The sequence below is a fragment of the Brevundimonas sp. GCM10030266 genome, assembly GCF_042666595.1.
GTDB lineage: Bacteria > Pseudomonadota > Alphaproteobacteria > Caulobacterales > Caulobacteraceae > Brevundimonas.
In genome coordinates, this window is sequence record NZ_JBHTCY010000005.1 from 177,348 (window position 1) to 190,175 (window position 12,828).

Consider the following 12,828-nt stretch of genomic DNA (forward strand, 5'->3'; position numbering starts at 1 on the left):
CCCATGACGGCGCCGATCATCCGCGAGACGGTCGACGCCGACCTGCCCGTCATCACCGCCATCTATGCGGACGAGGTGCTGCACGGCACGGCGACCTTCGAGCTCGATCCGCCAGACGCCGCGGAAATGGCCTCGCGGGTCGCGGCGGTGCGGGGGCTGGACCTGCCCTGGCTGACCGCCGAGGTGGACGGGGTCGTCGTCGGCTATGCCTATCTGGCGCCGTTCCGCCTGCGGCCCGCCTATCGCTACTGTGTCGAGCTGTCCGTCTATCTGGCGCCCGAGGCGAGGGGCCGGGGCATCGGCCGGCTGCTGATGGAAGCCCTGATCGCCCGCGCCCGCGCCATGGGCCTGCGCCACCTGATCGGCGTCATCGGTGACAGCGCCAACGCCGGCTCCATCGCCCTGCACAAGGCCACCGGCTTCCGCGAGGCGGGGGTCTGGCGCGAGACGGGCTGGAAGTTCGAACGCTGGATCGACGTCGTCCTGATGCAGCTGGACCTGACCCCGGACGGTCGCCCGCCCGGGAGCGAGGGCCTGCGGCTGTGACGCCGTTGCGGACATGGTCTGAAGCAACTAGGTCTGCCGCATGGTGATCCTGCGGACAGTGCTGATGCTGTGCGGCGCCCTGGCGGTGCTGCTGCTCGGCGCCCTGCCCGCCTCGGCCTCCGGCCCCGCGGCTCCGCCCTGCCATGAGATGTCGGGCCAGATGCACCATGGCGACGCCCCGGCCCAGACGCCGACCAAGGCGATCAAGGTCATGGCCTGCTGCGTCATGTGCGTGACCGCCCCCCTGCCCGCGCCGATCCAGGCCGCCGCCGTCGGCGCCCGGCCTGACCTGCGCGCCTTGCCGGTCGCCGTGCTGAACGGCCACGCCCCCGCCCCCGAGCACGGCCCTCCACGCGCCTGATCCGAGCCTCTCGTGCGCCGGTTCGCCCGGCGCTGGATCAGACACGCATCTAAGGAGCCACTCATGGCCCGCATTCTCGCGCCCCTCGCCGGCGCATCCCTGCTCGCGCTCGCCCTCCCGGCGGCGGCCCAGCAGCACGACCACCACCCCGCTCCCCAGCCGCAGCAACCGCCCGCGGCCGCCCCCCACGCCGGTCATGACATGTCCGGCATGGCCCCTTCCGCGCACGTCATGGCCGGAACCCTCGGTCCCTGGCCCATGACCCGCGAAGCCTCCGGCACCAGCTGGCAGCCTGACGCCTCGAACCATGGCGGGGTCCACTGGAGTTCAGGCGACTGGACCTTCATGGCCCACGCCCAGCTGAACCTGACCTACGACTGGCAGAACGGTCCGCGCGGCGACGACAAGACCTTCGTCAGCGGCATGATCATGGGCTCGGCCCGCCGCGACTTCGCCGACGGCTCGACCCTGAACCTGCGCGCCATGCTCAGCCCGGACCCCTTCATGGGCAAGGAAGGCTTCCCCCTTCTGCTCGCGGCGGGTGAGACAGCCGACGGCGTCACGCCCCTGGTCGATCGCCAGCACCCGCACGAGCTGGTGATGGAGCTGTCGGCCAGCTACGCCAAGCCCCTGACCGACAAGGACACGGTCTTCGCCTACATCGGCTATCCGGGCGAGCCCGCCTTCGGCCCGCCCGCCTTCATGCACCGCATGAGCGCCATGGACAGCCCCGAGGCGCCGATCACCCACCACTGGCTGGACTCGACCCACATCGTCTTCGGCGTCGCCACCCTCGGCTGGGCCCACGACCGGTTGAAGCTGGAAGCTTCGTCCTTCACCGGCCGCGAACCGGACCAGAACCGCTACGACTTCGACCCGCCCGAGTTCGACAGCTGGGCCGTCCGCGCGAGCTGGAACCCGACCGCAAACTGGTCCCTGCAGGCCTCGTACGCCGACGTCACGGGGCCGGAGCAGCTGGAGCCGGACGAGAACGACCGCAAGCTCTCGGTCAGCGCCATCCAGACCCGTCGCCTCGGCGCCGAGGGCTGGTGGTCCACGACCCTCGCCTGGGGCCGCAAGATCAACGACCACGACGAGAGCAAGGACGGCTGGCTGCTGGAGGGCGCGATCAGCCCCGACGACCGCTGGACCGTCTTCGCCCGCGCCGAGCGGATCGAGACCGACGAGCTGGTTCCCGCCGTCGGCGGGGGCCATGGCGACCTCTATACGGTGGCCAAGGCCTCGGTCGGGGCGGTTCATGACTGGCGGCTGTCCGACAACCTCCGCTTCGGCCTGGGCGCCCTCTACAGCGTCAATCAGGTCCCCGGCGCGCTGGAGCCCCTCTACGGCGGCGATCCCGACGGCGGCATGCTCTTCATGCGGCTGAAGGTGCAGTAGCGGGCGTCGGTTCTCCCTCCCCGTCCCGGGGAGGGAGAGGACCGCGCTCATCCTCAGTGCGGCGCGATGTCTTCCGGCGGCGTGGTCAGCCAGGGCGCCAGCCGGAACCGGCGCGGCGGATCTCCGACAGTCCGGTGCAGGATGAACTGGCGGGCGAAGCCGACCACGGCGCGAATGGTCTGCTCGTCGAACGGCTTGGACACCGCGCCCAGGGCGCCGGCGAAGCCCTCGGGGATCTGTTCGGGGTTGGCGGTCAGGAAGACGACGGCTGTGCCGTACTCGCTGACGATTCGCTGGGCGATCTGCGGGCCGGTCATGCCGTCCAGCAGGTTGACGTCGATCAGGGCCAGGTCCGGCCGCTCGCGTTCGGCGATGGCGAAGGCGCCGGCCTTGTCCATGGCGCAGCCCACGACATCGCAACCGGATTCGCCCAGCACGAGCTCCAGCTCCATGGCCAGCAAGGCCTGGTCTTCGACGATCATGACCCGAAGGTCAGGCAGTTCGGACAAGCCACTTCCCCCAACGCTAACCAGACGCATTTACACTGTTGTGTCCGCCAGCGGACAAGCAAACGCGCCATTGGCTATTTGGTTCAGTGTGGAGTAGGAATTCCCGACATTTTTCAATCGTCGGGGGAACGATGGCCGCGACGGCGGAAGACCGGATTGTCGAGCTGCAGAAGCGTCTGCTGGGTGGATATCAACTCCTCCAGACGCTGGTGGGGATTCGCCTGCGCAGTGTGAACGACCCCGAAAGCGTGCGGCACCTGACCTGGCTCAGCGACGTCACCGCCGCGATGGAGCTGATCAGCCGCCGCATGACCGGCGACGGACCGCTGGATTTCGCCGGTTATCTGGATGACGTCGCCGCCTTCTGGACCCGGGCCTGTGAAGGACGCGCTGTCCGGATCGATGTGCGCGGCCAAGCCACCCTTTTGCCCGACAGTCATCTGCTGCCGATGGCGATCATCACCCATGAGCTGATCTCCAACGCCTGCCGTCACGCCTTCCCGGGCGACCGCCGCGGCTCCATCGCCGTCGCCTTCTCTCGCGCGGTGGGTGGGGTCAGCCTGGTCGTGCGCGATTCCGGGATTGGCGCGGACGGGATCGAGCCGGGCGAAGGCCTGTCCCTCGTGCAGGGACTGGTCGAGCACCTCGGCGGTTCCATGACCATCGAGACGGCTCCGGAAGCCGGTGTCGGCGTCCGCATCCGTCTGCCGCTGGAAGCCGCGCTGGCGCACTGACGGGCCAGCCCCCGTCAATCGTTGAGGTGGCTCCACACACGGGAGATCACCACCGAGCCCTCGCCCACCGCGGAGGCGACGCGCTTGACCGATCCGGCCCGGACATCGCCCACCGCGAAGATGCCCGGCTCCGAGGTGGCATAGGGCGAGGCGGCGGAGGCGGCGTCGCCGGTCAGGACGAAGCCCTTGTCGTCGAGCGAGACCAGACCGGAAAGCCAGCCGGTGTTGGGCTCTGCGCCCACCATGACGAACAGGGCGCAGGTCTCCAGCTCCCGCTCCGACCCGTCGGCGCGATTGCGGACGGTGACGGTGGACAGCTTGTCATCCCCGCCCACCCCCACAATCTCGGACTCGTACTCGATGGTGATGCGGGGATCGGCCTCAAGCCGGCTGGACAGATAGCTGGACATGGACGCTGCCAGCGAACGCCCCCGCACGATCAGGTGGACCCGACTGGCCGACCGGCTCAGATACATGGCCGCCTGCCCGGCCGAGTTGCCGCCGCCGATGACGATCGCCGCCGTCTCCCGGCAGTAGCGGGCCTCGTTCTCCGTCGCCGCGTAATAGACCCCCGCGCCCTCATAATCCGCCAGCCGATCGATCGGCAGACGCTTGTACTGGACCCCGGTCGCGACCACGACGGCGCCCGCCGAGATGCGATGGCCGTTGTCGAACACGGCGCAGAAGCGCCCGTTCTCCATCCGCTCCAGCGAGACCACGCGACGCGGCATCATGAACCGCGCCCCGAACTTCATCGCCTGCACCTCGCCCCGCCAGATCAGGTCGGCGCCCGAGATCCCCGTCGGGAAGCCCATGTAGTTCTCGATCCGACTGGAGGTCCCTGCCTGACCGCCGATCGCCGTGTCCTCGACCAGCAGGGCGCCGAGCCCTTCCGCACCCGCATAGACCGCCGCGGCGACCCCCGCCGGACCGGCGCCGACGATCAGCACGTCGAACGGCGTGTCGTCGTCCAGATCGTAGTTCACCCCCATCAGCCGAGCGACCTTCTCGGGCGTCGGGTCCTGCACCACCTGCCCGCGGCCGAAGATCACGGCAGGGGTGCCGGCCGAGATGGAGCAGCTCTGGGCCACCTCGAGCGCCTCGGCGCTGCCCGTCGGATAGGAGGCGTAAGGCAACCGGTTGCGCCCGGCGAACGCCGCAATCCGCCGCACATCCCGATCTTCATCCTCGCCGATCAGCACCAGCGGGCTGAACCGGGTCTCGAGCTGCTTGCGCCGACGGGCCGCCAGCACGGTGATGATGATGTCCGACATCTCCGGGATTTCGGACATGAGCCGCAGCATGTCCGCGCGCGGGACCTCCAGCACGCGAACGGGCGCGACGGCGCGCATCGGCATTGACCAGGTCCCGCCGTACAGGAAGGAAATCTCGCCCATGAACTGGGTCGGCCCGAGCGTCGAGGTCGTCGCCCGTGCGTCGGAGAAGGGGTCCACGACCTCGATCTCGCCATCGAGCAGATAGACGAAGCGATCCACCAGATCCCCCGGCTGCGCCAGGAAGTCGCCTGCCCCGTAGTCAACGATACGACCGACGGCCCGCATGGCCTCGACATGGGCCTCCGTCAGCGGCGTCCGCTGCATCTCCTCCAGATCGCGGCCAATGGTTTCCATGCGGGCTCCGTTCGTGCGTGCGTGCGAGGACAGGACCATATCCCAACCGTCCGGTCGCGCCTGTTCCGTTTCGGGCGACACGGCGTTGCGCGCGGCAAAGCTAGTCCGACCGGACAACGATTGGCACCTCGGTTCCACAGTTTCGCGGTGACTGCCCGGGCCAGGGCGCTCACAGTCCCGTCCGGGAGCTCTCCATGCGACATGCCTTCCCCGCCCTGTCCCGCGCCGCATTCGGACTGGCGTTGCTCGCCAGCCTCGCCACGCCCGCGCTGGCTGATCCCGACACACCGGTCCCGCCCATCGCCGACCGCGCGCCGGAAGTTCGCCTGGCTGACGAGACGGTGATCCTTCCAATCGTGATGGTCCGGGAATACCCGTTCATCGAAGGCTCCATCGCCGGTGTTCCCGGCAAGCTGATGCTGGACACCGGCTATCAGGGCGCGCTCATCATCAACGACCATCGCGTGCCCGTGCCGGAAGGTCGGAAGATCGGGACCGGCTTCTTCGGCAGTGGTCAGACCTTCGAGGTGCGGCTGGCGCCGGAGGTTCGCGATGTGCGCGTCGGCGGCCTGACCTATCCCCGGGTCACGGACGTCGTCGCCCAGGATGCGCGGCTGCTGGAAGGCATCGCGCCCGACTTCATCGGCTGGTTCGGCTACGAGGCCTTCGCAACCCACGCGCTGGAAGTCGACTACAAGACCCTTCAGGCGACCTTCCACGCCGACGGCGACGACTACCTCGCCGGTGAACGGCTGGTGGCGGAACTGGCCTTCGAGACCCGGCGGCTGCCCAATGTTCCTCTGATGACGGGCCAGATCGGCGACCTGCCCATCCTCGTGAGCTGGGATACCGGCCAGTACGGAGGCTTTCACATGACCGAGGCCGGCAGGGACCGGCTGCTGCGCGAGGGCCACCTGACGCCGTCCGCGACGGAGCCCGGCGCCTTCGATCTTCAGGGCCTCACCATCGGGGGTCACGTCCTGCCGCCGATCCCGGCGTTGCCGATCGACATCGAGCCCTCGCCGGCGTCCGGGTCCATCGGGATCACGGAGGCCGATCACCTGACGGTCGGCTACGGCCTGCTTCATCAGTTCAAGACCGTCTGGGACTTTCCCCGCCAGCGCATCGTCCTGCTGGAACCCTGAACCAGCGGAAGCAACCGACCCGACGCCCCCCTGTTTCCCCCCGCCACCTGCCCCTGAAAGGACCCCGCATGGCCTATCTGACACTGAAGGACGAGACCCGGATCTTCTACAAGGACTGGGGACCGAAGGATGCGCAGCCGATCGTCTTCCACCACGGCTGGCCGCTCAGTTCGGACGACTGGGACAACCAGATGCTCTTCTTCCTGGACAAGGGGTATCGCGTCGTGGCCCATGACCGCCGGGGCCACGGCCGGTCGGATCAGACCGACACCGGCAATGAGATGGACACCTACGCCGCCGACGTCGCGGAACTGGCCGAGGCGCTGGACCTGAAGAACGCCGTCCACATCGGACACTCGACCGGCGGCGGCGAGGTGATCCGCTACGTCGCGCGCAGCAAGCCCGGCCGGGTCGCGAAGGCCGTGCTGATCGGCGCGGTGCCGCCGATCATGCTTGCCACCGACGCCAATCCCGAGGGTCTGCCGATGTCGGTGTTCGACGGCTTCCGGGAGGCTCTGCAGAAGAACCGCGCCCAGTTCTTCCTCGATGTGCCGTCTGGCCCCTTCTACGGCTTCAACCGCGACGGCGCCGAGATCAGCGAGGGCCTGATCCGCAACTGGTGGCGGCAGGGCATGGCGGGCGGCGCCAAGGCCCACTACGACTGTGTCGCGGCCTTCTCGGAGACTGACTTTACCGAAGACCTGAAGGCGGTTTCACAGCCGGTCCTGCTGCTGCACGGCGAGGACGACCAGGTCGTGCCGATCGACGCGTCCGCCCGAAAAGCCATCAAGCTGCTGCCGAACGGGACGCTGAAGACCTATCCAGGCCTGTCCCACGGACTGTTCGCAACCCATCCGGAGGTCGTCAACGCCGACCTTCTGGCCTTCATCCAGTCCTGAGCCCCGCACGCCCCCGCCTTGATCAGGCGGGGGCGTTTCTGTTTATCCAGGACGCCGGGGTCGCGTCAGCGGCTCCGGGACGGGCTCGACGTGAAGCCGGTCCATGCCGGACATGTCGTCCCCCTGGACCTGTTCGGCGAGACGCTCCGCATCGCGCCGGTGGATGTCCTCCACGGCGTCCTCGATATCGATCTCGGCATGGCCCAGTTCGCGCAGGCCCGCCTCGCCCATCCGGTAGGCGGACTCGACCGTCTCGCGGATTTCATAGTCGACCCCGGCCCGGATCAGTTCGACGGCGTGGCCCCGATCCCAGGCCCTGACCAGCAGCTTCGCCTGCGGGAAGGCATGACGGACCAGTTCGGCGATCTGTGACGCGGCCTTGCGATCATCCACGCAGACCATGATCGCATCCGCCTGTCCGGCGCCCGAGTGACCGAGGATGTCCAGCCGCGTGCCGTCCCCGAAGAAGACCTTGAAGCCATAGCGTCCGGCGTCCCGGATCCGGTCCGGATTGCTGTCGATGACCGACAGGCTGACACCGCGCGACAGCAGCATCTGGGACGCGATCTGACCGAAGCGGCCGAAGCCGATCATCAGCACCCTGCCCCGCAGGTCACGCGCCGCCTCGACGCCCTCCATCGAGGCCTCCGCCCGCAACAGACGATCCGCGGCGATCATCAGCAGCGGCGTCATGGCCATCGACAGGATGATGACGGTCGAGAACAGCGCGTTCTCTCGCGCATCAATGATCCCTCCGGTCGTCGCCGCCGTGTAGAGCACGAAGGCGAACTCGCCGCCCTGCAGGAACATGGACGTCCGGTGCAGGGCCTGATGATTGCCCGCCCCGAACAGCCGGGCCACGCCATAGACCACCACCCCCTTGGCGACGGTGAAGGCCGCCAGAAGCGCCAGCAGCAGTCGCCACTCGGCCGCGACCACGCTGAGGTCCAGCGACATGCCGACCGCGAGGAAGAACAGCCCCATCAGCAGGCCACGGAACGGCTCGATGTCGCTTTCGATCTGGTGGCGATAGCTGGAGCTGGACAGCATCACCCCGGCCAGGAAGGCCCCCATGGCCATGGACAGCCCCGCAGCGTCCATCAGCAGGGCCGCGCCCAGCACCACCAGCAGGGCGCCCGCCGTGCCGACCTCCCGGGTCCGCGTCTTCGCCAGCAAACTGAAGAAGGGGTTCAGCCCCCAGCGGGAGACCACCAGAAGAAGCGCCAGCGCGCCGACGGCGATCAGCAGCTCCATCACCCCGCCCTGCCCGCCGGCCAGCGGCGACATGAAGGCCACGATCGCCAGCAGCGGAACGATCATCAGGTCTTCGAACAACAGGATGGCGACGGACTTCTGGCCTTCGGGAGAGGCGATCTCGCCCCGATCCTGCAGCACGGACATGATCACGGCGGTCGACGACAGGACGAAGCCCGCCCCGGCGATGAAGGCCACCGGCCCGGACAGGCCGAACAGCAGCATGGCCGCCGCCGTGATCGCGGCGGTGGCGGCGAACACCTGAACCAGACCCAGACCGAAGATCTGGCCGCGCATGGCCCAGAGCTTCTGCGGCCTGAGCTCCAGCCCGATGACGAACAGGAACATCACCACCCCGAGCTCGGAGAAGTGCAGGATCGACTGGGCGTCGGTGAACAGCCGCAGGACCGAGGGGCCCACCAGCACCCCGGCGGCGAAATAGCCCAGCACGGACCCGAGCCCCAGTCGTCGGAACAGCGGCACGGCCAGGACCGCCGCCCCCATCAGCACGACCGCCGGGCCGATTGTCTCCGCGAGGCTTGCATCCGCCATTCGTTCGTCTCTCAGTTCAGGGGATAGGGTCGATCCTGGCCCGGGCGCGCGGGATCAGACGGTCGGCTGTTCCGGCAAGGGTCCGACCAGGGTGGTGATGGTCGGCGCGCCCTCGAGCGTGCGCTGCACCGGGCATTTGGCGGCGACGTTGAGCAGGCGGGTGCGTTGCTCGTCGGTCAGCTCCGCGCCCCGGATGGCGATGGTCTTTTCGAACACATCGACAGGCGCGCTCGCGCCGGCCAGCAGCTTCTTCGAGTAATCCACTGACACGGCGATGCTTTCGACCGGAAGATTCTGTTGGCGGGCATACCAGCGCATGGTCATGGCCGTGCATTCCGCCAAGGCGCCGGCCAGCATCTCGAACGGCGCCGGGCCAAGGCCGCCGCCGCCGACCTCGACCGCCTCGTCTCCGGTGATCTCGTGCGCGCCCAGCGTCAGGCGGACGGCATAGGCGCTTTCGCCGGTCTCGGCGGCGGTCGCATGGGCGCGGATGGCGGCCATCAGGTCTCGCTCCCGGACAGGCGGGTGTCGATCGTGACGCCCGCCTTGATGGCGAGGGTCACCGGCGTGCGCTCGGCGACATCCGCCAGCCTGGCCGCCTGCGCCTCATCAAGCCCCTCCACCGTCAGGATCCGCTCGATGCTCTGGACACCCTCGGGATGGGACCGCAGGAACCGCAGATCGACGTCCAGCGCCTTGAGCGGCCACCCCTTCCTTTCGGCATACATCTTCAGCGTCGCCGAGGTGCAGGCGCCCAGCGCCGCAACCAGCAGGCCGAAGGGCGCCGGCCCCGCGTCCTTGCCGCCCAGCGCCTCGGGTTCGTCCGCGGTGATGACGTGCTTCCCGACCCGGATCGTCACCTCATACGGGGTCTCGCCGATATGGGCGCGGGCCTTGCCCAGCAGCAGGTTCGGCTTCCCGTGCACCCGGACGACGCCGTGGTCGGGATCGTGATCTCCACTCATGCCGCCACCGGAGGGGTGATGCGCGCCGTCTCGGGGAAGGGCGTGAACTCCTGATCGTCCGCGTCGGGCAGCTTCATGCGGCCCGCCTTCCAGTCTTCCGCCGCCGCCCGAAGCCGCTCCGGCGACGAGGACACGAAATTCCACAGCAGATAGCGCTCGCCGACCGGCTCTCCGCCCAGCACCATCACCGTCGAGGGCTCGATCGCCTTGAGCGACGAGGCCTGGGCGTTGAGGACCGCCATCTGGCCGACGCCGAGCCTCTGGCCGCCCAGTTCGACCGCGCCGGTCGCCACATAGATCGCCCGCTCACCGTGGCCGCCCGGAATCTCCGCCGTCGCCCCGGCCTGAACCTCAAGGTGGGCGTAGAACAGCGGCGAATGGGTCTGCGTCTTCGACGTCAGGCCGTAGGCGCTGCCGGCGATCAGATGGCCGCGCACCCCGACCTCATCCCAGAACGGCATGTCCTCGCTCTCGTAGTGGGTAAAGGCCGGCGCGGTTTCCTCGAACTCGTTGGGCAGGGCGACCCAGGCCTGGATGCCATGCAGCCGATCCCCGACCGCCCGTCCCTTCTCCAGCCGCTCACTGTGGGTGATGCCGCTGCCGGCGGTCATCCAGTTGACCTCCTGCGGGCGGACCGGCAGCGCATAACCGAGGCTGTCCCGGTGCATCATCTCGCCGGAGAACAGATAGGTGACGGTCGACAGGCCGATATGCGGATGGGCGCGGGTGTCGGCGCTGCGATCAATGCCGACAGGAATGTTGATCGGCCCGATGTGGTCGAAGAAGATGAAGGGACCGACCATCAATTGTTTCGCGGCCGGCAGCACGCGCCCGACCTCGAGGATCCCCCCGAGGCTGCGGCGACGCTGATCGATGATGGCTTCAATCATGGCTCTTGTCCTTCTGTCGTGTCAGGCGGAGGGGCGGGCGGCGCGGACGACCGGGGCGACATCGGTCCCCAGCAGTTCGATCGAGCGCTTCATGGCGGCGGTTTCCAGCGAGGCCGTGCTCATCTGGAAGGTGATGCGGGACAGGCCGCCGAACACCTCGTCCGCCCGCAGCACCTTGGCGGCGACGGCTTCAGGGCTGCCGATCAGGAAGGCGCCGTCCGGGTCCGCCATGGCGTCGAACTGCTCGCGGCTGGGCGGCGACCACCCCCGTTCGCGGCCCACCGTGCCGTTGAGATGCTTCCAGCCGGGGAAGAAGGCGTCCCGGGCCGCCGCATCAGTCTCGCCGACGAAGCCGATGGCGTGGACGCCCACCTTCAACGACGCCGGATCATGGCCCGCCAGCCGGCCCGCTTCACGGTAGAGGTTCACCAGCGGCGCAAACCGCTCGAACGTGCCGCCGATGATCGCCACCATCAGCGGCAGGCCCAGCAGGCCCGCCCGACCGAACGACTCCGGCGTGCCGCCGACACCCAGCCAGACCGGCAGACGCGCCTGGTGCGGGCGCGGATAGACCCCCTGCCCCGTCAGCGCCGGACGATGACGCCCCTCCCAGGACGGGTTAATCGTCTCCCGCAGCGTCAGCAACAGGTCGAGTTTTTCGGCGAACAGATCGTCATAGGCGCGGGTGTCGAGCCCGAATAGCGGGAAGGCTTCGCCGAACGAGCCCCGCCCGACCACCAGTTCCGCCCGCCCCTTCGAGATCAGGTCGAGCGTCGCGAACTCCTGAAAGACCCGGACCGGATCGGCCGCGCTCAGCACCGTCACCGCACTGGTCAGACGGATGCGTTCCGTGCGCGCCGCCGCCGCGGCCAGGATGATCGCCGGCGCGGAATCGAGAAACTCGGCGCGGTGATGCTCGCCGATGCCGAAGACATCCAGCCCGACCCGGTCCGCGACCTCGATCTCTTCCAGAAGCGCGGCCATGCGCTCGGTCGGCGACGGGATCAGGCCGGTCGCGGGGTCAGGCAGGATGGCTGCGAAACTGTCGATGCCGATGTCCATAGGATCCTCGCTAGGATTGTAAAACGAACGCGGCCCCGGTCCGCGCAGGCCGGGGCCGACAGACCTCGTCATGCGTCGAAGCCCAGCTTTCGTGGGACCGACGCCGCGCCAGAGGCCGCCGTCATCTGAAACTCAGTGCGCCCCGCCGCCCACCGCGCCGACGGGAGTGTCGAGCAACTGCTGCTCCCAGAAGCCCGCGATGCCGCTGCCGCCCGCATGGGCCATGGCGATCTCGGACAGCAGGGCGGCGGTGTCGGTGCGGGCCCAGTCGCGCTGCCACTCTCCCATCAGGGCCGTCCAGGTCATCATATTGGCCCCGGCGGCGATCATCCGCTGGATGGCGACCTCATGCGCCTCGACCGACACCCCGCCCGAGGCGTCCGTAATGACGGTCACGTCCCATCCGTCGCCGAGGGCGTGGATCACCGGCATGGCGACGCAGATCTCGGTCCAGAGACCGGCGATGATCAGCTGCTTGCGGCCCGTCGCCTTCACCGCGTCGACCACGGCCTGATCTTCCCAGGTGTTGATGAAGGTGCGGTCGATCACCTCCTGGTCGGGGAAGACGTCGGTGATCTGGGGGAAGATTCTGCCGCCCCGCGCCGCGATCACGCTGGTCAGGATCGTCGGCACCTTGAACGCCTTGGCCAGCTTCGCCAGACCGGTCGAATTGTTCACCACAGCCTGCGGGTCGTGGCTGTTCAGATTGGCCAGCTGGTAGGGCTGGTGGTCGATCAGGACCAGGACCGAGTCTTCCGGACGAAGCAGCGAATCGAGACCGTTGCGGAGTGTCATGGCGGGTGTCCTGTCCTTTGGGGGGAGCGCGACCCTGTGGGGCGGGCCGCACGAAGGCCGGTCAGATTGGCATTCCGTTTTTCAATA

At 68.5% G+C, this 12,828-nt stretch carries 14 protein-coding genes; 6 read left to right on the top strand and 8 right to left on the bottom strand.

Features of this window, described 5'->3' with window-relative positions; translation table 11 throughout:
• The first annotated feature begins 3 nt into the window (after window positions 1-3).
• The 3 genes from ACFQQC_RS15650 (at window position 4) to ACFQQC_RS15660 (ending at window position 2,305) form a co-directional block, all read left to right on the top strand.
• Entirely contained in the window at window positions 4-546 is a 543-nt protein-coding gene (locus ACFQQC_RS15650) for a GNAT family N-acetyltransferase (protein WP_376863437.1), read from the top strand.
• Window positions 547-586: 40 nt separating this feature from the next.
• Window positions 587-907 carry a hypothetical protein gene (locus tag ACFQQC_RS15655; protein ID WP_376863439.1) on the top strand — a complete coding sequence of 107 codons (321 nt, stop codon included), beginning with the start codon at window positions 587-589 and terminating at the stop codon, window positions 905-907.
• A 63-nt stretch (window positions 908-970) separates the two neighbouring features.
• Window positions 971-2,305, top strand: a complete 1,335-nt coding sequence (locus ACFQQC_RS15660; RefSeq protein ID WP_376863440.1) for a hypothetical protein — start codon at window positions 971-973, stop codon at window positions 2,303-2,305.
• 53 nt (window positions 2,306-2,358) lie between these two features.
• Here ACFQQC_RS15660 and ACFQQC_RS15665 read toward each other — a convergent pair whose 3' ends face one another.
• Window positions 2,359-2,814 carry a response regulator gene (locus tag ACFQQC_RS15665; protein ID WP_376863441.1) on the bottom strand — a complete coding sequence of 152 codons (456 nt, stop codon included), beginning with the start codon at window positions 2,812-2,814 and terminating at the stop codon, window positions 2,359-2,361.
• Between the two features lie 131 nt (window positions 2,815-2,945).
• On the opposite strand from ACFQQC_RS15665, the gene ACFQQC_RS15670 reads away from it, so the two are divergent.
• A complete protein-coding gene (locus tag ACFQQC_RS15670; protein ID WP_376863442.1) occupies window positions 2,946-3,548 on the top strand; it encodes a sensor histidine kinase in 603 nt (200 codons plus the stop codon).
• Between the two features lie 14 nt (window positions 3,549-3,562).
• Here the strand turns inward: ACFQQC_RS15670 and ACFQQC_RS15675 are convergent, their stop codons facing one another.
• A complete protein-coding gene (locus ACFQQC_RS15675) occupies window positions 3,563-5,179 on the bottom strand; it encodes an FAD-dependent oxidoreductase (RefSeq protein ID WP_376863443.1) in 1,617 nt (538 codons plus the stop codon).
• 194 nt (window positions 5,180-5,373) lie between these two features.
• Between ACFQQC_RS15675 and ACFQQC_RS15680 the strand changes: the two genes are divergently transcribed.
• The gene (locus ACFQQC_RS15680) at window positions 5,374-6,324 is read left to right on the top strand and encodes a hypothetical protein (protein ID WP_376863444.1); all 951 of its coding nucleotides are present in this window, start codon (window positions 5,374-5,376) and stop codon (window positions 6,322-6,324) included.
• 68 nt (window positions 6,325-6,392) lie between these two features.
• Window positions 6,393-7,223, top strand: coding sequence for an alpha/beta fold hydrolase (locus tag ACFQQC_RS15685; RefSeq protein WP_376863445.1), 831 nt, complete (start codon window positions 6,393-6,395; stop codon window positions 7,221-7,223).
• Window positions 7,224-7,265: 42 nt separating this feature from the next.
• Here the strand turns inward: ACFQQC_RS15685 and ACFQQC_RS15690 are convergent, their stop codons facing one another.
• From ACFQQC_RS15690 to ACFQQC_RS15715, 6 genes are all read right to left on the bottom strand, one after another.
• The gene (locus ACFQQC_RS15690; protein WP_376863446.1) at window positions 7,266-9,029 is read right to left on the bottom strand and encodes a monovalent cation:proton antiporter-2 (CPA2) family protein; all 1,764 of its coding nucleotides are present in this window, start codon (window positions 9,027-9,029) and stop codon (window positions 7,266-7,268) included.
• 54 nt (window positions 9,030-9,083) lie between these two features.
• Complete coding sequence (locus ACFQQC_RS15695; protein WP_376863447.1) at window positions 9,084-9,530, bottom strand: OsmC family protein; 447 nt, start codon at window positions 9,528-9,530, stop codon at window positions 9,084-9,086.
• Window positions 9,530-9,994: an OsmC family protein gene (locus ACFQQC_RS15700; RefSeq protein WP_376863449.1), complete on the bottom strand. Its 465-nt coding sequence runs from the start codon at window positions 9,992-9,994 to the stop codon at window positions 9,530-9,532. Before ACFQQC_RS15700 ends, ACFQQC_RS15695 begins: the two co-directional genes overlap by 1 nt.
• On the bottom strand, window positions 9,991-10,884 hold the full coding sequence (locus tag ACFQQC_RS15705) for a pirin family protein (protein ID WP_376863450.1): 894 nt from the start codon (window positions 10,882-10,884) through the stop codon (window positions 9,991-9,993). The genes ACFQQC_RS15700 and ACFQQC_RS15705 overlap by 4 nt, the downstream gene beginning before the upstream one ends.
• 21 nt (window positions 10,885-10,905) lie before the next feature.
• Window positions 10,906-11,946 carry an Atu2307/SP_0267 family LLM class monooxygenase gene (locus tag ACFQQC_RS15710; protein ID WP_376863451.1) on the bottom strand — a complete coding sequence of 347 codons (1,041 nt, stop codon included), beginning with the start codon at window positions 11,944-11,946 and terminating at the stop codon, window positions 10,906-10,908.
• A gap of 132 nt (window positions 11,947-12,078) precedes the next feature.
• Complete coding sequence (locus ACFQQC_RS15715) at window positions 12,079-12,741, bottom strand: hydrolase (RefSeq protein ID WP_376863452.1); 663 nt, start codon at window positions 12,739-12,741, stop codon at window positions 12,079-12,081.
• Between the last annotated feature and the right edge of the window lie 87 nt (window positions 12,742-12,828).

Coding starts and splice junctions, on each gene's coding strand:
- ACFQQC_RS15650 (WP_376863437.1), top strand. CDS start 4: ATGACGGCGCCGATCATCCGCGAGACGGTCGACGCCGACCTGCCCGTC.
- ACFQQC_RS15655 (WP_376863439.1), top strand. CDS start 587: ATGGTGATCCTGCGGACAGTGCTGATGCTGTGCGGCGCCCTGGCGGTG.
- ACFQQC_RS15660 (WP_376863440.1), top strand. CDS start 971: ATGGCCCGCATTCTCGCGCCCCTCGCCGGCGCATCCCTGCTCGCGCTC.
- ACFQQC_RS15670 (WP_376863442.1), top strand. CDS start 2,946: ATGGCCGCGACGGCGGAAGACCGGATTGTCGAGCTGCAGAAGCGTCTG.
- ACFQQC_RS15675 (WP_376863443.1), bottom strand. CDS start 5,179: ATGGAAACCATTGGCCGCGATCTGGAGGAGATGCAGCGGACGCCGCTG.
- ACFQQC_RS15680 (WP_376863444.1), top strand. CDS start 5,374: ATGCGACATGCCTTCCCCGCCCTGTCCCGCGCCGCATTCGGACTGGCG.
- ACFQQC_RS15685 (WP_376863445.1), top strand. CDS start 6,393: ATGGCCTATCTGACACTGAAGGACGAGACCCGGATCTTCTACAAGGAC.
- ACFQQC_RS15690 (WP_376863446.1), bottom strand. CDS start 9,029: ATGGCGGATGCAAGCCTCGCGGAGACAATCGGCCCGGCGGTCGTGCTG.
- ACFQQC_RS15695 (WP_376863447.1), bottom strand. CDS start 9,530: ATGGCCGCCATCCGCGCCCATGCGACCGCCGCCGAGACCGGCGAAAGC.
- ACFQQC_RS15700 (WP_376863449.1), bottom strand. CDS start 9,994: ATGAGTGGAGATCACGATCCCGACCACGGCGTCGTCCGGGTGCACGGG.
- ACFQQC_RS15705 (WP_376863450.1), bottom strand. CDS start 10,884: ATGATTGAAGCCATCATCGATCAGCGTCGCCGCAGCCTCGGGGGGATC.
- ACFQQC_RS15710 (WP_376863451.1), bottom strand. CDS start 11,946: ATGGACATCGGCATCGACAGTTTCGCAGCCATCCTGCCTGACCCCGCG.
- ACFQQC_RS15715 (WP_376863452.1), bottom strand. CDS start 12,741: ATGACACTCCGCAACGGTCTCGATTCGCTGCTTCGTCCGGAAGACTCG.